Below are 22,929 nucleotides of genomic sequence, written 5' to 3' on the forward strand. Positions count from 1 at the left end.
AATCATTTTAGCTGGCAGTTAAATTTCGTTATGGTTCATTTCATAACTTTAAAGATTCGCCCTTTAACCGGGTTGTATTTTTAATAAATTTGTTCCACCTTTATGCGAAAGAGGTATTTCCCCGTTTCGATTTGAAAAATACAAAATGTTTCTCGAAAATACAGTAAATCACGAAGAGCAATTTGGCTGGATTGAGGTAATTTGCGGCTCAATGTTTTCCGGAAAAACGGAAGAACTCATCCGTAGGCTCAAACGTGCGAAATTCGCTAAACAGAACGTAGAGATCTTTAAACCTGCCATAGACACTCGTTATGACGAAGAAATGGTGGTATCGCATGATTCTAATGAGATACGATCAACACCCGTGCCATCTGCTTCTAATATTCGTCTTTTAGCTGATGGATGCGATGTGGTAGGAATTGATGAAGCCCAGTTTTTTGATGACGAGATCGTCACTGTTTGTAATGATCTGGCAAATAGAGGCGTTCGTGTAATTGTAGCAGGCCTGGATATGGATTTTAAAGGAAACCCTTTTGGTCCAATGCCTAATTTAATGGCAACTGCCGAGTATGTTACTAAAGTACATGCAGTTTGCACCAGAACCGGAAATCTTGCCCAGTTTAGTTACCGAAAAGCTATTAATGATGACCTGGTATTCCTTGGAGAAAACGAAGAATATGAGCCACTGAGCCGTGCTGCTTACTACAAAGCAATGCTTAGAGAGAGGCTTAAAAAACTGGAGGTGAAGGATGCCGAAGAATTAAATCAAAAACCTAAAGAAGAAAATGCGTGAAGCCAAAGAAACCGTTCTGGAAATTAATCTTGGAAACCTGGCTCATAATTATCGCTTTTTAAGATCTAAAATAGGCAAGGATGTAAAATTTCTTTCAGTAGTAAAAGCCCATGCCTACGGAAGTGATTCAGTAGAAATTGCAAAAAAACTGGAAGAATTAGGAACCGATTATTTTGCGGTAGCCTATGTAGAAGAAGGGATTCGGTTAAGGGAAAATGGAATTATCAAACCAATTCTCGTATTACACCCTCAATTCACCCATTTTGAAGAGATCATAGAAAACTGCCTCGAACCTAATCTTTACAGTGAGAAAACATTGAGATCTTTCATTTCTACAGCTGAAAGGCTCAACCAGAAAAATTATCCCGTTCACATTAAGCTTAATACCGGCCTGAACCGTCTTGGTTTTGATAAGGCTGAAATTTCAATGGTTCAGGAATTAATTTCAAACACACCTTCTATAAAGATCTCATCAGTCTTTTCCCATTTGGCAGCAAGTGAAGACTGGCAGGAACGGGAATTTACGTTAGATCAGATAGATCTTTTTAGAAAAATGACGTGGCAACTTATAGAAAATCTCGGCTATGAACCATTACTTCATATTTGTAATACTTCCGGAGTCATAAATTACCCCAAAGCCACTTTTAGTATGGTGAGAACGGGTATCGGGCTTTATGGCTACGGAAATGATAAAACAGTGGATCCCCAATTAAAACCTGTAGGCACCTTAAAAACCATTATTTCGCAAATCAGGAAACTTGAAGAAGGCGCAACTGTGGGTTATAACCGGGCCCATAAAATCAATAAGCCTTCGCACATTGCAACCCTTCCTATAGGTCATGCTGATGGTATTAACCGTATTTATGGAAAGCAAAAAGCCGGGGTATTTGTAAAGGGTAAATACGCTCCAATAGTTGGAAATGTTTGTATGGATATCATCATGATAGATGTTACCGGAATAGATTGTGAAGAAGGAGATGAAGTGATCATTTTTGGCGGACCTCATCAACATCCTGTAGATTTTGCTCAGGCCGGAGGGACCATTTCCTATGAACTAATAACTGGCATTCAGCGTAGAGTTACCCGAAAGATCATTCCTGAATAAGAATTGATTTTTTTGTATAAATTAGCTCAAACTAACTTCTAACCAATTTTTTATGGGCTTTTTCGCAGATTTCAAAAAATTTCTTTTCAAGAAAGACATTATCATGCTGGCAACAGCTGTGGTAATTGGGGCAGCATTCAATAAGATCGTCTCTTCAGTAGTAGACGATATTATCATGCCAATTATCGGGATTATTACTGGTGGGATTGATTTTTCGCAAAAATTCATTGCATTGGATGGCCGGCAGTATGCCAATCTGGAAGCCGCAAAAGAGGCTGAAGCAGCTGTGCTAACTTATGGTAATTTAATTCAGGCCATTATATATTTTATTATTATTGGTCTTTTCATATTTCTCGTGTTAAGGGCTTATGAAAAAACGAAAGAAAAAGAGGATGTGGAGGGTGCAGATGCTCCAAAAGGTCCTACTCAGGAACAAATACTTTTAGAAATAAGAGACGAACTAAGAAAGCAAAATTCATAATGACGTACGCTTACCGCTACACTATTCATTTTTAATAATAAACCCCGATGAAAATCGGGGTCTTTTTTTAACAATATGAGCAAATACGTACAAATTTTTATGTCTTAAGCAATTTTTTGTTTCTAAACACATTAGGTTTAAGTGCAACTAATACCTTTGCAATCAAAATTTTAATAAAGCACCTGTAATATGAAAGTAGCTGTTGTTGGAGCCACCGGAATGGTAGGAAGCGTAATGCTGAAAGTCCTTGAAGAAAGAAATTTTCCGTTAACGGAGTTAATCCCTGTAGCCTCTGAAAGATCTGTAGGTAAGAAGGTGAAATTCGCAAATAAGGAATATGAAATTGTGAGTTTAGAAACAGCTGTTTCTATGAAACCGGAGATCGCTATCTTTTCAGCAGGAGGAGATACCTCCCTGGAATGGGCTCCAAAATTTGCGGAAGCTGGTACCACAGTAATCGATAATTCTTCAGCCTGGAGAATGAATCCCGATAATAAACTGGTGATCCCGGAGATCAACGCTAATCTTCTCTCAAAAACAGATAAGATCATCGCCAACCCAAACTGTTCCACGATTCAACTCTTAATGGCTTTAAAGCCACTACATGATACTTATGGAATTAAGCGTGTCGTGGTTTCAACATATCAGTCTATTACGGGTACTGGTGTAAAAGCAGTTCAGCAGCTGGAAAATGAGTATTCAGGCGAAAAGGGAGAAATGGCCTATCCATATCCAATTCATAAAAATGCATTGCCGCATTGTGACGTTTTTCAGGAAAACGGCTATACCAAGGAAGAGATGAAACTGAGCAATGAAACCAAGAAAATTCTTGGAGACGATTCAGTAAATGTAACGGCAACTGCGATACGGATTCCTGTTGTAGGAGGACATTCAGAATCTGTAAATATTGAATTCCAAAAAGATTTTGAGGAGGCTGATGTTAGAAAAATACTTAGCGATTTTTCAGGGATTACCGTTCAGGATAATCCAGCGGTAAACACCTATCCTATGCCTATTTATGCCGAAGGAAAAGATGATGTATTTGTGGGAAGAATACGAAGAGATTACTCTCAGCCAAATACAGTAAACATGTGGATAGTTGCCGATAATCTTAGAAAAGGCGCTGCAACCAACGCTGTTCAGATTGCTGAATATCTTTTAAAAAATAAGCTGGTATAAGAAATTAAATATTTCAATATCTTAAAGGCCTGAAAGAATGTAACTTTCAGGCCTTTTTTTATACTTATTTTATGCATAATTGAAACCTAAACCATGAAAAAAATTCTTACCATGGTCATTGCTACAGGAATATTAGCCTCCTGTAGTGAAGACAATAAAAAAAATGAAACTACTGCCTTGAATTATCCAGAAACTAAAAAAGTAGATACCGTAACCAATTATTTTGGAACTGAAGTAAAAGATCCATACAGATGGCTCGAGGACGATCGTAGTGAGGAAACCGAAAACTGGGTGGAAGCTCAAAATAAGGTGACTTTCAACTATCTCGAAAATATTCCTTATCGCAATAAACTAAAGGAAAGATTGACAAAACTCTGGGACTACGAAAAATTAAGTGCTCCATTTACCGAAGGTGATTATATTTACTTCTTTAAAAATGATGGATTACAGAACCAGAGCGTGATGTATCGCAAAAAAGGAGAAGATAGTGAAGCTGAAATTTTTCTTGATCCTAATAAATTCAGTGAAGACGGAACCACCTCTCTTGGCGGTTTGAGTTTTTCCAAAGATGGTAAAAAATTCGCTTATGCGATTTCAGAAGGTGGAAGTGACTGGAGAAAGATTATCATCATGAACGCCGAGAATCAGGAGATTCTGGGAGATACTATTAAAGATGTGAAATTTAGCGGGATGTCCTGGAAGGGTAATGACGGATTTTACTATTCCAGCTACGATAAGCCTGACGGAAGCGAACTTTCAGCAAAAACAGATCAGCATAAATTATATTATCACAAGCTTGGTACTCCGCAATCTGAAGATAAAGTGATCTTTGGTGCAACTGCAGATCAAAAGCATAGATATGTAGGCGGAGGAGTTACTGAAGATGATAGTTATCTTACCATTTCTGCACGTAATTCCACTTCCGGAGGAAAATTATTCCTGATGGATCTAACTAAAGATAATCCTGAATTGGTGACCATTCTGGATAATGAGGATACTGATACTTATGTGATCAAAAATGAGGGCAGCAAACTTTTTATCGTAACCAACCTTGATGCTCCGAATAAGAAAATCGTAAGCGTGGATGCTTCTAACCCTACTCCCGAAAACTGGGAAGATTTTATTCCGGAAACAGAAAATGTTTTGAGTCCTTCTACGGCGGGAGGTGATTTTTTTGCTGAATATATGGTAGATGCCATTTCTAAAGTAAAGCAATATGATGCTGAGGGAAAACTGATTCGTGAAGTGGAATTACCAGGAATTGGTTCAGCCGGAGGTTTTGGAGCTAAAGAAGAGGAAGATGTTTTATATTATTCATTTACTAATTATGTGACTCCGGGAACTATCTATAAATATGATATTGAAGAAGGAACTTCTGAAGTTTACAATAAACCAAATATCGATTTTAATCCTGATGACTATACCAGCGAGCAGGTTTTTTATAATTCAAAAGATGGAACTAAAGTTCCAATGATCATCACTTATAAAAAAGGAACTGAATTAAACGGTAAGAACCCAACAATCTTATATGGTTATGGGGGATTCAATATCAGCCTAACTCCAGGATTCAGTACCGCTATGAGCGTATGGCTGGAACAAGGCGGTGTATATGCGGTTCCAAATCTTCGTGGAGGTGGAGAATATGGAAAAGAATGGCATAACGCCGGAACGAAGCTTAAAAAACAAAATGTTTTTGATGACTTTATCGCGGCTGCAGAATACCTGATTGAAAACAAATACACTTCCAGTGATTACCTGGCTGTTAGAGGAGGTTCTAACGGCGGATTGCTAGTAGGAGCCACCATGACGCAGCGTCCAGATCTTATGAAGGTTGCTTTACCGGCTGTTGGGGTTATGGATATGCTTAGATATCATACTTTCACCGCTGGCGCAGGTTGGGCGTATGATTATGGAACTGCTGAAGACAACGAGGAAATGTTCAAATATCTATATGGATATTCTCCGGTACACAATATTGAAAAAGGTGTTGAATACCCTGCTACTATGGTGACTACCGGGGATCATGATGATCGTGTAGTACCAGCACATTCATTTAAATTTGCTGCTGAACTTCAGGAAAAGCATGCTGGAAATGAACCTGTCTTAATTAGAATTGAAACAAAAGCAGGGCACGGAGCAGGGAAACCTACGAGCATGATCATCGAGGAGTATGCAGATATTTTTGGTTTCACCCTTTACAATATGGGTTTTGAGTCTCTGCCAAATGAACTTGATAAAAACATAAAAGGCTAATCTTCTAAGATCCTTATAAGTTAAAGCGCGGATTATGATCCGCGCTTTTTTTATTCTAACTTTCGGATAACTATGCTGAAACTTGAAAATGTAAACTTCGCTTACGATAAAGACCTTGTTTTAAAGAATATTAGCTTTACGTTGGAAAAAGGTCAGAATGTTTCCATTATTGGCCAGAGTGGGTGCGGAAAAAGCACGCTCTTGAAACTAATTTATGGGCTACTTCATACCGAAGGTAAAATTTACTGGGAGGATAATGAATTGCTGGGACCTAATTATAACCTAGTTCCAGGTGAGCCTTTTATAAAATATCTGGCGCAAGATTTCGATCTAATGCTTCCCTTAACTGCTGCTGAAAATGTGGGAAAACACCTTAGTAATTTTTACCCTATCAAAAAGAAACGTAGAATCAAGGAATTGCTTGAGGTGGTGGAAATGGAAGATCTGGCTGATAAAAAAGCAAAATTATTAAGTGGTGGCCAGCAACAACGGATTGCACTTGCAAGGGCGTTGGCTAAGAAACCAGAATTAATTCTACTGGATGAACCTTTTAGCCATATAGATCATTTCAGAAAAAATAATTTACGCAGAAGATTATTTTCTTATTTAAAAGAGAAAAATATAACCTGTATGATCGCCACGCACGACAGTACCGATGCATTGTCTTTTGCAGACCGTACTTTCGTTCTAAAAAATGCGCAAATATATGCAGATGGCAGCCCTGAAGAATTGTATAAAAATCCTCCTAATAAATATGTTGCCTCTCTCTTTGGAGACGTAAACCATGTAATGCTGAAAAATCTTCGCCAGAATGAATCGAGTAGAAAACGTATACTTCTATATCCCCATGAAATTAAAATAACTACCTCGTCAGATATTAAAGCCGAAGTTGTAAAATCTTATTTCAAAGGTGAGGATTATCTTATTGAAGCAAATTTAAACGGAGAAAAAATTCTTGTAAACCATAGAAAAGATATAGCTCAGGGGAAAAATATCAACTTAAAAGTTTCAGAAGATCTAATTAAAAAACGTCTTAGATAATATTCAATATTCTGAATTCTTTCCCATTCATTGTGAAATAATCTCCTGCTTCCTTTCCAAGAAGCTGCTGAGAAATTGGTGCTTTAATACCAACCGCGTAATATTTCTGATTTTCTGACTTGATTTCACCTGCCGGGATAGAAATAAAGTAATTCGCCGCATCTGTACAAACGAGGCTTCCCAAAACAACTTTATCCCCGGTTTTATGATCTTTGATCCGAACCAGGATTTGTGCCAGGCGATCATATTCATTTAATTGAATAGTTAATTTATTCCATTCAATATTGATCATTTCCCGGCCGGTTTCATATTTATCCCCGGCACTGCTTTTGGACTCATTTTCAAGATCCTCTTTGAGACCATCTATCGCTTTTTTAACCACAGCAATTCGTTTGTTCAGATACTCCTGGCATGCCTGAATTAGTTTAATGCGATCTAATTTCTCCATTAATCCAACATAAATTTACCGTAATTCTGCATCTGCCTCACGATCCAGTTCTTTCTTCCCTGGATAAAACCTGAAGCCGGATTTGCCCTGTATTGTCTTGGATTGGGTAATACCGCCGCAATAGCAGCCGCTTCATAAGGACTAAGCGTTATAGCATCCTTTTTAAACCAATGTTGTGAGGCTGCCTGAGCTCCGTAAATACCTTTTCCCATCTCTATACTATTAAGATAAACCTCCAGGATTCGCTCTTTACTCCAGATTATTTCAATAAGAAAAGTGAAATAAGCTTCCATTCCTTTCCTAAACCAGGTTCTCCCGGGCCATAGGAAAACATTTTTTGCGGTTTGTTGTGAAATTGTAGACGCCCCACGAATCTTCCTACCAGAGCGGTTATCTTCCATGGCTTTTTCTATAGCCTTAAAATCGAAACCACTATGATTAGCAAAATTCTGGTCTTCACTAGCAATAACAGCTAGTTGAAGATGCCTTGAAATATCCTCTATAGGTACCCAATCGTGTTCCAAAGGCTCTTCCGGATTTTCAAAATATCGTATAGCCATTAAAGGTGTAAATGGTACGGGTACAAATTTATAAATGACTACGATCAGGATACTGAAAAGAAAAAGCCCCAACAGCACTTTAAAAATAAATTTGAAGAATCTCTTTATCATGATTTTAATGCTAGATCTGCTAATTCTTTACCTACGATAGCTCCTATGGCGATTCCCATTCCACCAAGACGCACACCACAGTAAACATTATTTGAAACTTCTTTGATAATTGGCTTTTTTTGATCTCCAACACCCATAATTCCGCTCCAGGATTGTTGAATTTCAAAGTCCGTTTCAGGTAATACACAGGTTTTCAAAAGTTCCTTTAATTTATTCTGAATGATCTCTGTCAATCCAGATTCATCGGTTTCTTCGGTTTCAAAATCCATATTTCGACCTCCACCAAATAAAACCCTGTCGCCAATATTACGGAAATAATAATAGCCTTTATCCAGATGAAAAGTTCCTAGAAACGGAATATTTTTGATCGGCTTTGTGATAAGCACCTGTGCTCTTGCAGGTTTCACCTCATCAATTCCCAGCCTGGAAGCAAAGCCATTGGTTGCGATCATTAGTTTTTTTGATTGAAGATTGAATTTTGTTGTTTTTATTAAAATTTCATCTTCTGCTTCTGAAAATGATTCAACTTCTACTCCATTCAATATACGAATACCTTCAACCATAGCCCTTTTCACAAGTGCTGTCATCATTTTACCGGTATCAATCTGGCCTTCAAACTTATTATAGATAAGATCTTTTTGAATTTTTTTGAAGCCGAATTTATTCGTGGAAACCTCAAATACATCTTCAGAAAAGACCGGTTTCAATAAGGCATTTATTTCAGGAATTTTTTCCAGACATTCGTGGTATAAATCTTTATCCTCTTCCGTAAATAATTCATAGCCGCCCAGATTTTTGAAGTCTATAATGTTATCCCCCAAATTATTCCGAAGTAAATCCAGGCCGTTCTTACGTTTTTCAACAAGCTGAAGAACTTCTTCCTTGGAATGTGTATTTAGATCGTCCAGAATCTCTGATATACTGCCAAAACAGGCAAAACCAGCATTATTAGTACTGGCTCCCTCTGGCAGGATTCCTTTTTCAAGAATAATTACTTTTGAATCAGGTTCGGCTTCTTTTAGTTTTAAAGCACAATTTAAACCAGTGATTCCGCTGCCAATAATACAATAATCAATATCTGAGAACCAGGAATCGGTTTCCCAAAAAGAAAAATTCATAGGTTGGGTTTTCTAAGGCTGAAATTACAAAATATTAGGTATAAAAAAACCCCGGCAAAACCGGGGCTTATATTATTCCTCTTCCTGAGGTTTCATCTTAAAATCCTCCATGAATTTTGTAGTGTAATTTCCTTCTACATAATCTGGATGATCCATCAACTGACGATGGAAAGGAATGGTAGTTTTTACCCCTTCAATCACAAATTCATCTAAAGCTCGCTTCATTTTATTGATTGCTTCTTCCCTTGTTTGAGCAGTCGTTATCAACTTTGCGATCATAGAATCGTAATTTGGTGGAATGATATATCCACTGTATACATGTGTATCTATACGCACTCCATGTCCTCCCGGCGCATGAAGATTCGTGATCTTCCCTGGAGATGGCCTGAAATTATGATAAGGATCTTCCGCATTAATTCTACATTCTATAGAGTGTAGTTGTGGGAAATAATTCTTTCCTGAGATTGGCACTCCTGATGCCACTAAAATTTGCTCTCTAATCAGGTCGTAATCTATTACCTGTTCGGTAATAGGATGTTCCACCTGAATTCGAGTATTCATTTCCATAAAGTAGAAATTTCTATGCTTGTCTACAAGAAACTCCACCGTTCCGGCTCCTTCATATTTGATATATTCAGCTGCTTTTACAGCCGCATCACCCATTTTCTTACGGAGTGTATCCGTCATAAATGGAGATGGTGTTTCTTCAGTCAATTTTTGATGACGTCGTTGTACCGAACAATCTCTTTCAGAAAGGTGACAGGCTTTACCACTGCTGTCTCCAACGATCTGGATCTCAATATGGCGAGGCTCTTCAATAAGCTTTTCCATATACATCCCATCATTTCCGAAAGATGCGTCTGCTTCTTTTCTGGCAGACTCCCAGGCTGGTTCAAGTTCTTCTTCTTTCCAAACGGCACGCATTCCTTTTCCACCACCACCGGCGGTAGCTTTTAGCATTACCGGAAATCCGATCTCTTTTGCCAGTTTAGAACATTCTTTGAAATCTTTAAGGATTCCTTCAGAGCCAGGAACACAAGGAACTCCTGCTGCTCTCATGGTAGCTTTGGCAGTTGCTTTATCTCCCATTTTCGCGATCATATCTGGAGAAGCTCCAATGAATTTGATCTCGTGTTCTTCACATATCTTTGAAAACTTAGCATTTTCAGAAAGAAATCCGTATCCCGGATGTATAGCATCAGCATTGGTGATTTCTGCCGCAGCGATGATATTTGAAATTTTAAGATAAGAAAGGTTACTTGGCGCAGGACCAATACAAACGGCTTCATCGGCAAATCTAACGTGAAGACTTTCAGCGTCAGCAGTAGAATAAACCGCTACCGTTTTAATTCCCATTTCTTTGCAGGTACGAATCACGCGCAACGCGATTTCCCCTCTGTTGGCAATCAATATTTTTTTAAACATACCTAGTTGCTTTTAAAGTTCTGAAGCCCCGAAAAAGGGCTTGCAGTTGTTAAAACGGGCAGTAATTTATGATGGATCTACTAAAAATAAAGGCTGATCAAATTCAACCGGAGAAGAATCATCTACCAATACTTTGACGATTTTTCCTGAAACTTCACTTTCAATTTCATTGAAAAGTTTCATTGCTTCAATGATACAAAGTACATCACCTTCTTTAATGCTATCACCAACTTCAGCAAAAGTAGGCTTGTCTGGAGATGGCTTTCTGTAAAAAGTACCAATAATTGGAGATTTTACAGTGATATATTTTGAATCGTCTCCAGCAGAATCTTTATTTTCCTTTTGCGGAGCTGCAGTTTCCTGTGGTGCGGGAGCCTGTTGCTGAGGTTGCTGAGGTTGTTGTGCTTGCATTTGAGGCATCTGTGCCCCAGCCGGCATTTGCTGTACTATGGTAGTCTCTTTTTCGTCTGAACCTGTTCTAATGGTGATTTTTACATCTCCAGTTTCCAGTTTTACCTCACTTGCGCCAGATTTAGCTACAAATTTTATTAGATTCTGAATTTCTTTTAAATCCATAATAATTGGTGTTGGTTTTTATGAGTTATAAGCCCATTTAAGGTAAGAAGCTCCCCAAGTGAAGCCACCCCCAAAAGAGGCAAATATTAAATTATCTCCTTTTTTTAATTGTTTTTCGTAATCGCTTAATAATAATGGTAAAGTTGCGGCAGTAGTATTTCCATACCTCTGTATGTTCATTAAAACCTTACTTTCATCATTGAGGTTCATCCTATTGGCAGTTGCATCAATAATACGCTTATTAGCCTGATGTGCTACCAGCCAGTTCACATCTTCATTGGTGAGATTATTTCTTTCCATGATCTGGGCACTAACTTCGGCCATATTCGAAACAGCAAATTTGAATACCGTTTTTCCATCCTGCCTTACATAATGAAGTTTCTCTGCAACTGTTTCTGCGGTTGGAGGCATTAAAGATCCTCCGGCAGCAATTTTTAAAGAATTTCTTCCAATGGAGTCACTACGTAAAATTTCATCTTGAAGCCCTAATCCTTCTGTATTAGGCTCCATAAGTACTGCACCAGCACCATCTCCAAAGATAATACAGGTAGTACGATCTTTGTAATCGATGATAGAAGACATTTTATCTGCGCCAATTACGAGAACTTTTTTGTATCGTCCAGACTCAATATAAGCTGAAGCAGTAGACATCCCGTATAGAAAGCTGGAACAGGCTGCCTGCAAATCATAAGAAAATGCATTTGTTGCTCCAATTTCTGTTGCGACGTGAACACCAGTAGCTGCTACCGGCATATCGGGACTTACAGTTCCTAAAATTATAAGATCAATTTCTTTGGGATCCAGATTGGTTTTTCGAAGAATTTCCTTCGCAGCCTGGATTGCTAAATATGAAGTTCCCTTTTCAGGGTCTTTAAGAATGCGCCTTTCTTTAATTCCTGTCCTGCTGGTGATCCACTCATCTGTTGTCTCCACCATTTCTTCCAACATTTCGTTGGTCAAAACATCTTCAGGCACATAGCCACCTACAGCCGTAATTGCTGCTGTGATTTTATTCATAAAATTGGATTTAATTCACCCTTCACCGGTCTAAATAAAATTTCTACATTCCTAGAAAAGTACTAAATTTAATTAGAACCGGCGTGCAAATTAAGGTCTTTTTAGGACTTATTCAACTAAAAACAAAAAACTCCCACCATGTGAGAGTTTCTGTATTTTTTGAAGCTCTTTATCCTTTACTAAGCCTCTACTTCTTCAGTATTATCAATTAATACCTGACCGCGGTAATAAAGTTTACCTTCGTGCCAGTGAGCTCTGTGATACAAGTGTGCTTCACCTGTTACAGAATCTACAGCCACTTTTGGAGCTGAAGCTTTATAATGTGTTCTTCTCTTATCTCTTCTGGTTTTCGAGATTTTTCTCTTTGGATGTGCCATGGCTTCCTGTTAATTATTCGTTTAGTAAATTTTTTAATTTGTCCCAGCGAGGATCTATATCGTCCTCATTTTTCTTTTTCTGATTTTTCAAACTAAGCTCTTCTAGCCTATCAAGTACGTCAGATTTTAAAGTCCCGTCTTCAACTCCCGGATGAATTCTTTTTGGCGGTACTGAAAGTACAACCAGTTCATACACGTATTGCTGAATATTCACTTCATATTCACCATGTGGTAATATAAGCAGATCTTCATCTTCATTGTTGAATTCATCTCCAAACTTTATCACCAGAAACAGCTCATTGTCTATTGCCTGATCATAAGGTTCATTAGTAAGATCGCAGTTCACATTTACTGTACCGGTTGCTCTAAAAGTAAGCTCCATCATGGTACTTTTCTTCTCGAACAACAAATCGATCTTTACATCGGTGCTATTGAATTCCTCGTACTCAAAATGTTCAAAGAACCTGTTATCTAACTCATACTCAAACTGGTGTTTCCCAAGTTTTAATCCCTTGAAAGGGATTGTAAACTCCGCTAAATTCCTCATCTCTCCTCAGTTTTGAGTGCCCAACGTTTCCGTTAAGGCGGGTGCAAAGATATAAAAATTAATCAATTATGTACTGTTTATAAACAAATTTTTGTTTATATCTTCCTGCCCTGTTTCTTTAAAGGATTTTCAGTCAAAACCTTATATTCTTCGCGGGCTTTAAAGATCTCAATTCCTTTAAAAACCGCTTCTTTAAATGAATTGATATTTGCTTCGTTCTTGCCGGCGATTTCAAAAGCAGTTCCATGATCTGGTGAAGTTCTTACTTTTCTTAGTCCGGCTGTAAAATTCACCCCCATTCCAAACGATAATGTTTTAAATGGAATAAGCCCCTGGTCGTGGTAAGATGCAACCACCGCATCAAAATTCTTATAGTTCTTGGAACCAAAAAAGCTATCTGCTGAATATGGGCCAAAAACAAGATCTCCTTTATCCCTGATCTTTTGAATAGTTGGCTTCAAGGTCTCTTCGTCTTCCTTTCCTATCACTCCATTATCCCCGCTATGCGGATTGATCCCTAAAACAGCAATTCTTGGCTTCTGCACTCTAAAATCCTGCTTCAAAGTTTGCTGAATGGTTTTAATTTTCTTCTCAATTAATTCAGGGGTAATCACAGCAGCAATATCTTTTAAAGCCACATGATCTGTTAATAATCCAATTTTGAGATTATCTGTAATCATGAACATGAGACTTTCTCCTCCTAATTCGTTAGCTAGATAATCTGTATGCCCGGGAAAATTGAATTTTTCAGATTGTATTGTTGCCTTATTGATTGGTGCTGTCACCAGGACATCGATCTCATCTTTCTTTAAGGCATTTGTCGCTGCCTCCAGAGATCTGAATGCGTAATCCCCTATTTTGGTATCTTCTTCTCCAAAATTTATATTGACATTTTCTTTCCAAACATTTACAACATTTACCTTTCCGGCAATTGCATTAGATGGATGGTCTATTCCCTGAAAATGAATAGAGAGCTTATAGTGTTTCTTTAAAAAATTGAGGATTTTTGAAGATGCAAAGATAATCGGGGTGCAAAAATCCAGCATCCTGGAATCATCAAAGGTCTTAAGCACAATTTCACTTCCAATCCCATTCAAATCCCCAATGCTAATTCCCAATTTGATCATTTCGCTTTGTTTCATAAACTTTCCCGATATAATATTTTAATTTTACACACAAATGTAACCATTATTATAGAAAACAATGTTCACAGGGATCGTAGAAGAAGTAGGAAAAGTTAGCAGCATCAAAAAATCTGGCAGCAACCTTGATATTTTCATCAATGCAAAAATGACCGCTGAACTAAAAATAGATCAAAGCATTTCTCATAATGGTATTTGCCTAACGGTTGTTTCAATTAATGATGATGATTATAAAGTAACTGCAGTACAGGAAACGCTTGAAAAGACCAATCTTGGGAATCTCAGGGCAAGTGACCCTGTAAATCTTGAAAGAGGAATGAGATTGGGAGACCGGTTAGATGGACATATTGTACAGGGACATGTAGATCAAACCGCAACCTGTAAAGAAATTAAAGAGAAAGACGGAAGCTGGGAATTCACGTTTGAATATGATCCTGAAATTGGTAATATCACTATAGAAAAAGGATCTATTACAGTTAACGGCGTAAGTTTGACGGTGGTGAACTCAAAAAAGAACGAGTTTAGCGTAGCAATTATACCTTATACTTATAACCATACGACTTTCAAAAATCTCGTTGTGGGAGATAGAGTGAATCTTGAATTTGATGTAATTGGGAAATACGTAAAAAGAATCAGCGAATTTTCTTAAGCCGGTTCAAAATTGCGCAATTTATAACAACCGTACATTACTCCAACGGCCATTAAAACATACACGTAATCATCTATAGGCAAACATAAGCCCGGAGGAACGGAGGGTCCTCCACCATTTCCGTTGCCGTTACCGGGGTCACATGGAGGTCCTTTGTGACGTTTTTCTGTAGGCGCTGGCGGACCTTCTTTTTGAGCATAAGATGCAATAGAAACCCCTATTAAAAGAGTCAAAACCAGCAATATGCATCTAATTTGCCCCATCGATGTTCAGTTAGTATTTTCGGTGAACGCTTTCACATTCAATTTTCTATCAACAATTCTACGACTAAGGTAAGAATTTTCCGTTATGCGCTTAATTTTCATAATTTCTAAATAAGCAACCAAAATCTTATCTATATAATAATTACGTAAAAAAACTATCTAAAGTTTTAAAAAAATTGGGGTTATCGAAATAGTTTTTAAATCATTTTCAAATTACAGTTCTAATAAACAGTTACTTATCAAATGTAAATAATAGTAAGTTCAATTCAATACTTCAAAATTAAATTTTAAAATATTGAATTAAAATAATTTTTCTTGTCCCTCTTTTGGATTATGCAAAAATACGATTTTTTGATCTTAAAAATTTCTTATACTAAAAAGCGCAGTGAATTCCTGCTAGTTTTAACTTCTAATCAAAATAGGAATATCATATACAGCTTTTGGAGAAAACCTTACGTTGTTCCATTTAACTAAGTAAAATTAAATAAGGAATTCACTTTTCCTGTTATATAAATGGATTAAATATTTTACAAATCCTTTAATACTTAATCTAATAGCATTTTAGTAATTTTAAACAAATCTAAGATAACGATATGCAAAAACTAATCAATTTGTTTGCGATTCTGTTTTTAATAGCAGGATGCCAAAATCAAAATAATGATCTTACTGAAGAGTTCGATAAGCTGGAACAACAACGGGATAGTATTTCCCAGGTACATTCTAAATTTAAGAACACCCACGATGAGATGTTACAAAAGTTTCAGGATTTTAATCAGAACCTGGAATCTATGGAGATACAAGATTCTACGGTATTCGATGATATAGCAAAGCACAGCACTCTATTAGAACAGCATGATGCTATCATTAAAAGTCACGATGAAATTATTGAAAGGCATAAAGAAATGGAAGCAAGCTTTGAGGAAAAATCTGATACAGAAAAAAGAGCACAAATTGATGAAATGATTTCCACACATAATCAGTTGATGGAAGAGCATCAAGCTATGGAAGAAGAACATCGCATGATGGAAAAAGAACATGAATCTATCATGACGAAACTGGATAGCACAAATACTGCTAATCAATAAAGCTTTGATAAGTCAAATAAAAAACGACTATCCCGCAAAGTGTGTAAAGTTTAAATAATAGGGGTTGGACTATTTAAAGTCTGACCCTTTTTTCATTGATCATGAAACTGATTTAAAAATAATGCTCCAGCTCCTGATAAGCTTGATGTAAAGCAATTAAACTCTAGTAACATTAGCAGTCTTTCTGCGTTTATGTTTGATTATAAAGTATTTGCAACTAAACAATTTATTGAATATCAATTTATCTAGAAAGTGACTTCAAATTTAACTACTCATCCCCTGAAATAAAAAAACCCTATAAACTGTAATGTCTATAGGGTCTCTCAAGTTATAAAAGTGGTCCCACTTGGACACTCCTAATTTTTACTGAATTTTACTCTATCTTACCAATTTATAAGGCTTTAACCCATATATTCACTCACTTTTAAAATAACATAAAATAGCCGACAATAAGATGAAATTAAATTTATTCGTCCCCTCTGTCGTCCCCTGAGTGTTTTTAGAATATATTTACGGCATGGCAAATGCAAAGTTTATACTTAAAGAACCAAAGTCTAAAGAAGAGACTTTAATCTATATGCTGTTCAGGTATCAGTACAAAAGATTTAAATATTCTACTGGAGAAAAAATACTTCCTAAATTCTGGAATGAAGATAAACAGAGAGTAAAGGAAACAAAACAATTTCCTCAGCATCCTGAATTTAATACCAGACTGGCAAAATTCGACACTGCTATAAATTCTGCATTCCGTAGATTACTAAATGATGGCATTCAACCAAATAATAAATTACTAAAAGAGGTTTTTGAAGCTGAATTATCTGGTAATATTCTACAGCCTAGAAAGATCACATTTTTAGATTTCGTTGAAAAGTATATAGAAGAAAGTAAACTCCACAAAAAAGAGGGAACGGTTAAAGTATACAAGACTACTCAAAAATACCTAAAGTCATATTCAGAGAAATTGAAAAAAGATTTAGACTTCGATTCAATAAACCTTGAATTTTACAATCAGTACATCGCATATCTTTCTGTAGAAAATAATCTATCTGCTAATACAGTTGGTAAGCATATAAAAACAATAAAATCATTCCTAAATGAAGCTACAGATCGAGGTCATAATACAAACCTAGATTTTAAAAAGAGAAAATTTAAAACTATAAGAGAAGAATCAGATTCTATTTATCTGTCGGTAGATGAATTAAAAAAGTTTGAAAAACTAAATCTCTCTGCTAGTCCCCGTTTAGAGAAAGTAAGGGATTTGTTTTTAGTTGGATGCTTTACTGGATTAAGGTTTTCAGACTTCATCCAGATAAAACCTGAGAATATTATCACCGATAAAAACATGATTCAAATAAGAACTCAAAAAACTGGTGAAAGAGTTTCCATTCCACTTCATAAAACGGTTAGAAATATATTATCCAAATATGATAACAAACTACCAAAAGCATATTCTAATCAAGTGATGAATAGATATTTAAAAGAGGTCGCTTCTTTATCTGGATTGAAAGAGAAAGTTGAAACAACTATTACAAGAGCTGGAAAAATGGAAAAAGAAACTAATTCAAAATTTGATCTCGTTTCTACTCATACGGCTAGAAGAAGCTTTGCCACTAACTTGTATCTTGCTGACGTTCCAACTATCTCAATAATGAAAATTACAGGACATAAATCTGAAAGATCATTTTTGCAATATATTCGTGTTACTCAAGAGCAAAATGCTGACAAATTATTGAACCATCCGTTTTTTAATTGAAAAGTTTTATTTTTAGGTTTTTTTTTAATCTAATTTAAACTAATGTTCAGTAATAAGGATAATAGAAGACTTTTAAAGACAGCTATCGTTCTTTGTATAGCTTCCTTAATTATTTTAGTTATTGCTATAATTTCCAATTTTCTCTAATACATGAAATTCACCACTCATTTGGAGTTAAAAAAATCTTTCAACTCTAAAACTGAACACTCTACAGAAAAACAATTCATAATCGAAAATGAATTACGAGAAATAAACAATTTCATTAATAATCTTCCAATAGTAAAAGTTCAAAATAAATATTATACAAAGTATCATCCCGATACAAAAGGAACTGAAATTTTTGAATTAGATATTCCCCAGGTACAAAGGAGGTTTTTTGCAGAAGCATTTAATTCTATTCTTATTACAGGAGAATTTAATATTGAAAAAAATTATTACGAACCAATACAAGCTTTTGAAATAAAGCAGGATATTATAAAGCAGGCTTCAGAATTCGTTGAGTATTACAAATGGCTAAATGAATTAAAAAATACACCGCAGAAAAATCTTAAAAAGTCATCTTTAGATCATAAAGAAAAACTTCTGGCTCTACATTACTTAGGATTAGATTTAAGCAAATTCGATAATAAAAAAACAGCGAAGATCATTTCTGAAATTATAGGACATAGCGAAGAAAATACTAGAAGATATCTCTCCTATCTTTCAGCAAATAGAAAAAATGATGTTCGAACTCCTAAAACCTTAAAAAAGACACTCAACCTATTTGAATCACAGGGTTTTGATGAAATTTCTAACACTATAAAATCTGATTTAGAAAAGATATCTAAATAACTTAGTGGTAACCACACTAACTACCACACGGTAGGTCTCTCCACATATTTGCGCCATTGTTAAACAAAATAAAGTAAAATAATGGCAAAACTAATGCTACACACATTTGAACTATCCGACATTCAAAAAGTCGTTGAAGAAGTTCTAGAAAGAAAACTAAAATCCTTTATTCCTAGAGAACAGGATTCTCTTAAACTATTATCACGTAAGGATACAGCACAATTGCTTTGTATTTCTATGCCTACTCTCCACGATTGGACAAAAAACGGAACTGTAAAAGCTCACCGTATAGGTAATAGAGTTCTCTATAAACTTGATGAAGTTAAGCAAGCACTTAACCAAATCAATACAGGAAGGGGGCTATCATGTTAAAAAAGAAAAATGATTATTCGGTTATAGTTCACTTTGAGGATGGCACTACACCTAAGAAATGGACTTATGTACATAAACTCAATGGGTTTAAAATGTTCATGAATAAGGATTATCCTAATTGGCAGTATATGAACGTCTATAATCGCAGAACTAAAGCTTTTATGCGTCGCTTTTATAGAGATAGCTTCATCCCTCCATTCATTCAAGCGTAGCGTCTTTTTTTTTAACCTTTAATACAACGCCCTTAATATCTACCCTTGGTTAAAAACCTTTATATGGTATTTATTAATGTGCAACGATTCAGATTATGATAGTAAAGAATACTTACGGAATTAGTGTTGCATTTTCAACAAGACAATTCGGGGTAGTACCTAAAGAGGAATTTTCAGGTTCAGCACTTCAACGCAAAAAACCTGATCCAGATAAAAGACCTAAGAAGATCAAAAAAGAGGGAGACAAGAAGAAAGAAATTAAACTTCGGTCTCTCTCTAAAAGATCGAAACAAAAGATCAGAAAGAAGATCACCTGCTTCGCCAGATGTTATAAAAGATTAAGCTTCGTTACTCTCACTTTTTTAAATAAAGTTACTGACGAGGAAGCAGTAAATATTCTTAGAAAGTTTCTAGATAATGCTAAAAAGCGAAATGAAGATTTTCAATATGTCTGGGTAGCTGAAAGGCAAACTAAAAATGACGCTTTTAAAGGGAACGTTCATTTTCACATGATCACTAATAAATATTGGAAGATTGAAAAGTGGTGGAATTATTGGATAGACCTGCAATTAAAAAACGGAATTAAACCCAGGCAAAAAGACTATAAGCCATCATCAGCTTTTGATGTAAAGCAATTAAACTCTAGCAATATTAGATCAATCGCTTCCTATGTAACAAAATATGTTACGAAGAATAATGCAAAGTTCAAATGTCAGGTTTGGAACTGTTCTAAGCGTATTTCAGAGCTTTATACCGACTTTTATACAACAACGGAGTTCGTGGATAACTTCAAACGTTTAAATGCAGTACTGAAAGAATTTGAGGTTAAAGATCACATAGAGAGACCTTTTCTAAATATTAAAATGATTGACCTGAACAGACAAACATTACCACTTTACAAACGATTAGACGAAAAAAATAAAACGATTTAATTTATGTATACTAAATTACCCGATTGCGATATAAACATAGCAGAATATAATTATAATATTAAGCTCGCAAAGGGTTTATATTACACTACCAATAAGAAATTCCTAAAATTGAAAAAAATATTATTCTATAAAATCTAAAGATGAGAACAATATATCATCTATTTATTCTCAATTATTACAATTGCAGTAAATAGAAGAAAAAAATGCAATATTTAGTTACACCTGAATTAGACTTTGATACAATTGAGATAATACCCGAAAGATACTTACCTCGAAAGTATATCTCATAATTCAATTTAGCGATACAAACTATTATATTATATCCAGTTGTGCAAAATGCAAAGATTGATCTAGGTGACTGAAAAATTGACAATTGAGTTATTTAAAACTCTACAATTAACTGACTAATCTCCTTCGCTTAAGGAAAAACTTCCATCCCCATTAAAATTAGAAAGAGTAATAGTAACTGACCAAAGTCCGGAAGTTCCATTCTGAGTTACACCAGAAAATGAATCTGGTTCTACATCGCCTTGTAAAGTTTTATTTAGAACAACATTTCCTTCTGCATCCTTAACTTCCATTTCAAATACCCCATTACTAGAAGAAGTGATATCAGCATTATAATCCGCTGTATTTAACGAATTTTGCCATAAAAAAGTTTTTTCAGCACTTCCTCCATTACCAGTGAAATCACCATCAACATCACCGATAAAATCATCCCCATCATCAAAAAGAACCGTTCCATTAACAGTTAACTCCACAGATTGAGTTGAACTATCATCCTCGGAACTACAACTAACATTAAATGCAAGAAAAGTCGCAAATAAAATAATTAAAGCAGGCTTAAAAAATTTGATTTTGAACATAAGTAAGATTTTAAGAGTTAAAGCTAAAACGTTATCTATCAGACAATATTACAACTTTTTATCAAATAATAGTAAAGTCTGGATAAATGCACCTTGTACAACAGCGGTTCATCTCAAATTACGGGAATTGTAGAAAAAGTGTATTTTTAGAAACCAAGAAAAAGATGGTTAATCCGACAAGTCCGCATCCCTACTCCCGCAACTGGTGATAACCGCAAACCGATTACACAAAATCGTACGATGATTAAAATGAGATTGATAATTATTTTCTATATTTAAGTTAAACCCTACCAATGAGGCAAGAAAAAGAGGAATTTGTAATTAGTATTGTGCTTCTTTCAGTATCAGTATTAACTATCCTATTAATTTCAATTTTTGCATAATAAAAGGATGACATTCCGAGGGGAATAATATCATCCTTTTGCTAACCTTAAAATTAAAACATTTAGGCTACAAATTTATACACTATATAAACCGCTAACACAACCGAGAGGCCCAGTATTATTGCTCGAAAGATATAGGAATAATCTTGAATCATAAACTAAGTGTGTAACAGTAATTAATAAAATTATTTAGTTTCCCTAAATTATATAGGTAGGGTTTTCCAGTAATTTTAACCGGATGATTCGTCCCCTCATTCGTCCCCTAAAATAAAAAAACCCTATAAACTGTAGTGTTTATAGGGTCTATCAAGTTGTAAAAGTGGTCCCACTTGGGCTCGAACCAAGGACCACCTGATTATGAGTCAGGTGCTCTAACCAACTGAGCTATGGGACCGGATACGTATTTGTATCGCGAGCGCAAATTTAGATAATTGCTTTGTAGCGAACAAAACATTTTTAAATAAATATATAATGGAAGTCTTCTATGCTCCTTCTACATCGGGGAGTGCTGGGGAGGGTCTTTCCTGACACAACTCTACCAACACTCCATTGGCATCTTTCGGATGCATAAAAGCAACCAGCTTATTATCTGCTCCCGGCTTTGGATTTTCATTTAATAGTCTGAACCCTTCACCTTTGAGCCTTTTAATTTCAGCATGAATATCGTCCACATAAAAAGCAATATGATGAATTCCCTCACCCCTTTTTTCTATAAATTTCGCAACAGGGCTTTCAGGATCGGTAGCTGCCAGCAATTCAATTTTACTTTCACCAATTTCAAAAAAAGAAGTAGAGACACCCTCACTTTCTACCACTTCAGTTTTATAATGCTCTGCACCCAACACGGCTTCATAAGTTTTATTGGCTGCATCCAGATCTTTGACGGCTATTCCTATATGTTCTATTCTCTTCATAATTCAATTTTTGATGAAACAAATATCAATAATTAATGTTATATGATTCAAATTCATTCATATGAAGATAAATCACAGTTAAAAATTTTACTTTTGTAGTATGGAAGAAACGAACAGACAAAAAAAGATAGGTGGATTGTTGCAGAAGGACCTGGCAGATATCTTACAGAATTCTCTAAGAGAAAGCGGCAGGACAGGAATTTTGGTTTCTGTTTCCAAGGTTCGGGTAACTACAGATCTTTCGATCGCCAAGGCATATGTAAGCATTTTTCCTTCTAAGCACCAGCAGGAAGTAATTGAAGAAATAAACGAAAATAAATCGCAGATCAAACATGAGATGGCTCAGCGCACGAGGCATCAGTTAAGGAAAATGCCCGATCTCAGTTTTTATATAGATGATTCGCTTGAATATATAGATGGTATTGAAAAATCTATTAAGGGAAAAGAAGATCCTGTGGCCAACCCAGATCTATTAGATAAGCGGAAAAAATCTTAA

At 35.8% G+C, this 22,929-nt stretch carries 25 protein-coding genes and 1 tRNA gene; 13 read left to right on the forward strand and 13 right to left on the reverse strand.

Annotation, left to right across the window (positions count from 1 at the left end):
• Positions 1–145 precede the first annotated feature (145 nt).
• The 6 genes from BLT95_RS10110 to BLT95_RS10135 all read left to right on the forward strand — a co-directional run bounded on the left by BLT95_RS10110 (position 146) and on the right by BLT95_RS10135 (position 6,852).
• Positions 146–793 (forward strand): thymidine kinase, encoded by a 648-nt coding sequence (locus BLT95_RS10110; protein ID WP_089665968.1) that lies wholly within the window; start codon positions 146–148, stop codon positions 791–793.
• Positions 786–1,898, forward strand: a complete 1,113-nt coding sequence (gene alr, locus BLT95_RS10115) for an alanine racemase (protein WP_089665969.1) — start codon at positions 786–788, stop codon at positions 1,896–1,898. Before BLT95_RS10110 ends, alr begins: the two co-directional genes overlap by 8 nt.
• Positions 1,899–1,950: 52 nt before the next feature.
• Complete coding sequence (mscL, locus tag BLT95_RS10120) at positions 1,951–2,379, forward strand: large conductance mechanosensitive channel protein MscL (RefSeq protein ID WP_089665970.1); 429 nt, start codon at positions 1,951–1,953, stop codon at positions 2,377–2,379.
• Positions 2,380–2,568: 189 nt separating this feature from the next.
• Positions 2,569–3,558 (forward strand): aspartate-semialdehyde dehydrogenase, encoded by a 990-nt coding sequence (locus BLT95_RS10125; protein ID WP_089665971.1) that lies wholly within the window; start codon positions 2,569–2,571, stop codon positions 3,556–3,558.
• A 93-nt stretch (positions 3,559–3,651) separates the two neighbouring features.
• A complete protein-coding gene (locus tag BLT95_RS10130; protein ID WP_089665972.1) occupies positions 3,652–5,811 on the forward strand; it encodes a prolyl oligopeptidase family serine peptidase in 2,160 nt (719 codons plus the stop codon).
• Positions 5,812–5,883: 72 nt separating this feature from the next.
• Positions 5,884–6,852, forward strand: coding sequence for an ABC transporter ATP-binding protein (locus BLT95_RS10135; protein ID WP_089665973.1), 969 nt, complete (start codon positions 5,884–5,886; stop codon positions 6,850–6,852).
• Here BLT95_RS10135 and BLT95_RS10140 read toward each other — a convergent pair.
• From BLT95_RS10140 to pdxA, 9 genes are all read right to left on the reverse strand, one after another.
• Positions 6,845–7,300, reverse strand: a complete 456-nt coding sequence (locus tag BLT95_RS10140) for a transcription elongation factor (protein ID WP_089665974.1) — start codon at positions 7,298–7,300, stop codon at positions 6,845–6,847. The genes BLT95_RS10135 and BLT95_RS10140 overlap by 8 nt on opposite strands.
• The gene (gene mtgA, locus BLT95_RS10145) at positions 7,300–7,971 is read right to left on the reverse strand and encodes a monofunctional biosynthetic peptidoglycan transglycosylase (RefSeq protein WP_089665975.1); all 672 of its coding nucleotides are present in this window, start codon (positions 7,969–7,971) and stop codon (positions 7,300–7,302) included. The genes BLT95_RS10140 and mtgA overlap by 1 nt, the downstream gene beginning before the upstream one ends.
• Entirely contained in the window at positions 7,968–9,089 is a 1,122-nt protein-coding gene (locus BLT95_RS10150) for an FAD-dependent oxidoreductase (RefSeq protein WP_089665976.1), read from the reverse strand. Before BLT95_RS10150 ends, mtgA begins: the two co-directional genes overlap by 4 nt.
• A gap of 72 nt (positions 9,090–9,161) precedes the next feature.
• Complete coding sequence (gene accC / locus BLT95_RS10155; protein WP_089665977.1) at positions 9,162–10,514, reverse strand: acetyl-CoA carboxylase biotin carboxylase subunit; 1,353 nt, start codon at positions 10,512–10,514, stop codon at positions 9,162–9,164.
• Between the two features lie 66 nt (positions 10,515–10,580).
• A complete protein-coding gene (gene accB, locus BLT95_RS10160) occupies positions 10,581–11,090 on the reverse strand; it encodes an acetyl-CoA carboxylase biotin carboxyl carrier protein (RefSeq protein ID WP_089665978.1) in 510 nt (169 codons plus the stop codon).
• A gap of 18 nt (positions 11,091–11,108) precedes the next feature.
• Entirely contained in the window at positions 11,109–12,107 is a 999-nt protein-coding gene (locus BLT95_RS10165; RefSeq protein ID WP_089665979.1) for a beta-ketoacyl-ACP synthase III, read from the reverse strand.
• Between the two features lie 179 nt (positions 12,108–12,286).
• Positions 12,287–12,484 carry a 50S ribosomal protein L32 gene (gene rpmF / locus BLT95_RS10170; RefSeq protein ID WP_026932948.1) on the reverse strand — a complete coding sequence of 66 codons (198 nt, stop codon included), beginning with the start codon at positions 12,482–12,484 and terminating at the stop codon, positions 12,287–12,289.
• 13 nt (positions 12,485–12,497) lie between these two features.
• On the reverse strand, positions 12,498–13,031 hold the full coding sequence (locus BLT95_RS10175; protein ID WP_089665980.1) for a DUF177 domain-containing protein: 534 nt from the start codon (positions 13,029–13,031) through the stop codon (positions 12,498–12,500).
• A gap of 95 nt (positions 13,032–13,126) precedes the next feature.
• Positions 13,127–14,173, reverse strand: a complete 1,047-nt coding sequence (gene pdxA / locus BLT95_RS10180) for a 4-hydroxythreonine-4-phosphate dehydrogenase PdxA (protein WP_089665981.1) — start codon at positions 14,171–14,173, stop codon at positions 13,127–13,129.
• 61 nt (positions 14,174–14,234) lie between these two features.
• On the opposite strand from pdxA, the gene BLT95_RS10185 reads away from it, so the two are divergent.
• Complete coding sequence (locus BLT95_RS10185; RefSeq protein ID WP_089665982.1) at positions 14,235–14,822, forward strand: riboflavin synthase; 588 nt, start codon at positions 14,235–14,237, stop codon at positions 14,820–14,822.
• Here the strand turns inward: BLT95_RS10185 and BLT95_RS10190 are convergent.
• Positions 14,819–15,085 carry a hypothetical protein gene (locus tag BLT95_RS10190; RefSeq protein ID WP_089665983.1) on the reverse strand — a complete coding sequence of 89 codons (267 nt, stop codon included), beginning with the start codon at positions 15,083–15,085 and terminating at the stop codon, positions 14,819–14,821. The two genes, BLT95_RS10185 and BLT95_RS10190, sit on opposite strands and share 4 nt — an antisense overlap.
• A gap of 593 nt (positions 15,086–15,678) precedes the next feature.
• On the opposite strand from BLT95_RS10190, the gene BLT95_RS10195 reads away from it, so the two are divergent.
• The 5 genes from BLT95_RS10195 (at position 15,679) to BLT95_RS10220 (ending at position 20,270) form a co-directional block, all read left to right on the forward strand.
• Positions 15,679–16,170, forward strand: a complete 492-nt coding sequence (locus BLT95_RS10195) for a hypothetical protein (protein ID WP_089665984.1) — start codon at positions 15,679–15,681, stop codon at positions 16,168–16,170.
• A 493-nt stretch (positions 16,171–16,663) separates the two neighbouring features.
• Positions 16,664–17,923 carry a site-specific integrase gene (locus BLT95_RS10200; protein WP_157718044.1) on the forward strand — a complete coding sequence of 420 codons (1,260 nt, stop codon included), beginning with the start codon at positions 16,664–16,666 and terminating at the stop codon, positions 17,921–17,923.
• 168 nt (positions 17,924–18,091) lie between these two features.
• Positions 18,092–18,754 (forward strand): hypothetical protein, encoded by a 663-nt coding sequence (locus tag BLT95_RS10205; RefSeq protein ID WP_157718045.1) that lies wholly within the window; start codon positions 18,092–18,094, stop codon positions 18,752–18,754.
• A gap of 81 nt (positions 18,755–18,835) precedes the next feature.
• The gene (locus BLT95_RS10210) at positions 18,836–19,126 is read left to right on the forward strand and encodes a helix-turn-helix domain-containing protein (RefSeq protein ID WP_089665987.1); all 291 of its coding nucleotides are present in this window, start codon (positions 18,836–18,838) and stop codon (positions 19,124–19,126) included.
• A gap of 307 nt (positions 19,127–19,433) precedes the next feature.
• Positions 19,434–20,270, forward strand: a complete 837-nt coding sequence (locus BLT95_RS10220; RefSeq protein WP_089665989.1) for a hypothetical protein — start codon at positions 19,434–19,436, stop codon at positions 20,268–20,270.
• 404 nt (positions 20,271–20,674) lie between these two features.
• On the opposite strand, the gene BLT95_RS10225 is transcribed toward BLT95_RS10220, so the two are convergent.
• From BLT95_RS10225 to mce, 3 genes are all read right to left on the reverse strand, one after another.
• Positions 20,675–21,136, reverse strand: a complete 462-nt coding sequence (locus BLT95_RS10225) for a hypothetical protein (protein WP_089665990.1) — start codon at positions 21,134–21,136, stop codon at positions 20,675–20,677.
• 703 nt (positions 21,137–21,839) lie between these two features.
• Positions 21,840–21,913, reverse strand: a tRNA-Ile gene (locus BLT95_RS10230).
• Positions 21,914–22,001: 88 nt separating this feature from the next.
• Complete coding sequence (gene mce / locus BLT95_RS10235; protein WP_089665991.1) at positions 22,002–22,433, reverse strand: methylmalonyl-CoA epimerase; 432 nt, start codon at positions 22,431–22,433, stop codon at positions 22,002–22,004.
• 100 nt (positions 22,434–22,533) lie between these two features.
• Here mce and rbfA point away from each other — a divergent pair, with 100 nt between their 5' ends.
• Complete coding sequence (rbfA, locus tag BLT95_RS10240; RefSeq protein ID WP_089665992.1) at positions 22,534–22,929, forward strand: 30S ribosome-binding factor RbfA; 396 nt, start codon at positions 22,534–22,536, stop codon at positions 22,927–22,929.

The organism is Gramella sp. MAR_2010_147, from assembly GCF_900105135.1.
In the GTDB taxonomy this organism is placed as follows: domain Bacteria; phylum Bacteroidota; class Bacteroidia; order Flavobacteriales; family Flavobacteriaceae; genus Christiangramia.